Origin of the sequence: Dorea sp. AF24-7LB (genome assembly GCF_003478575.1) — a bacterium.
Taxonomy (GTDB): domain Bacteria; phylum Bacillota; class Clostridia; order Lachnospirales; family Lachnospiraceae; genus Dorea_D; species Dorea_D hominis.
The window spans coordinates 1-1,298 of the sequence record NZ_QUFR01000030.1 but is presented as its reverse complement, the minus strand read 5'-3'; the positions used below and the strand labels follow the sequence as shown (position 1 = coordinate 1,298).

1 protein-coding gene is annotated in these 1,298 nt (G+C 42.1%); it reads left to right on the top strand.

Features of this window, described 5'->3' with window-relative positions; genetic code table 11:
* The coding region (locus tag DWY31_RS13790; protein WP_147364907.1) for an ATP-binding protein at positions 1 to 1,215 on the top strand (1,215 nt) is incomplete at its 5' end.
* Positions 1,216 to 1,298: the final 83 nt, after the last annotated feature.

Here is a 1,298-nt window from a genome sequence, read left to right as displayed (position 1 = left end):
GAGCGAAAAGATAATGGAATGATAAAGGTGATTACCGGCATTCGTAGATGTGGCAAATCCTTTTTGCTGTTTACCATCTTTAAGAGATACTTACTGGAGAACGGCGTTGATGTTGATCATATTATTGAAATTGCATTGGATGGTATTGAGAACGAGGAATTAAGAGATCCCAAGGTATGCTTCAAGTACATCAAGGATGCCATGAAAGACGACGGGAAGTATTATCTCCTTTTGGATGAAGTGCAGTTCATGCCACGATTTGAGGAAGTGCTGAACAGCCTGCTCCGCATGAGCAATATTGATGTGTATGTCACCGGAAGTAATTCCAAGTTCCTGTCCAGCGACATTGTGACCGAATTCCGTGGCAGAGGTGATGAGATTAGAATCTACCCTCTCTCCTTTGCAGAGTTTTATTCTGTCTATGACGGTGATTATGATGATGCCTGGGATGACTACATGATCTACGGAGGATTGCCGCAGATCGTAAGTTTCCAGAGCGAACAACAGAAAGCGGACTATCTGAAGAACATCTTTGCAAATGTCTATCTGAAGGATGTTATTGAAAGAAATAAGGTTCAGAACGTGGATGAGATTGGGATTCTGGTTGATGTGCTTGCATCTGCAATCGGCGCACCGACCAACCCTTCGAAGATTGCCAATACCTTTGCCAGTGAGCGCCAGATGACTTATGCTAATAAAACCATCTCCAAGCATATCGACCATTTGACAGATGCCTTTTTGATTTCCAAGGCAAGCCGATACGATATTAAGGGCAGAAAATATATCGGTGCAAATCTGAAATACTACTTTACTGATCTGGGACTGAGAAATGCACGTCTGAATTTCAGACAGCAGGAGCCTACTCATATCATGGAGAACATTGTTTATAACGAGCTGCTGATCCGTGGCTACAATGTTGATGTGGGTGTCGTGGATATCTTCGATAAGGATAAAGAGGGCAAACGTGTTCGCAAGCAGTTGGAGGTTGACTTTGTGGTGAATCAAGGAAACCAGAGATACTATATCCAGGTTGCATATGACATGACTTCGGAAGAAAAACAGACGCAGGAGTTCAATTCTCTGCGTAATATCCCGGACTCTTTCAAGAAGATCGTCATTGTAAATGGCAGCAAAAAGCCTTGGAGAAATGATGAAGGTTTTGTCATCATGGGAATGAAGTATTTCTTGCTGAATGCGAATAGTCTGGAATTTTAAGTCGATTTGAGTTGTTGCTGTGGTGTTGTTCTATTTCAAAAAAGAGTGAAATGATATAAATAAGGCCACGGCTGATTTCATGT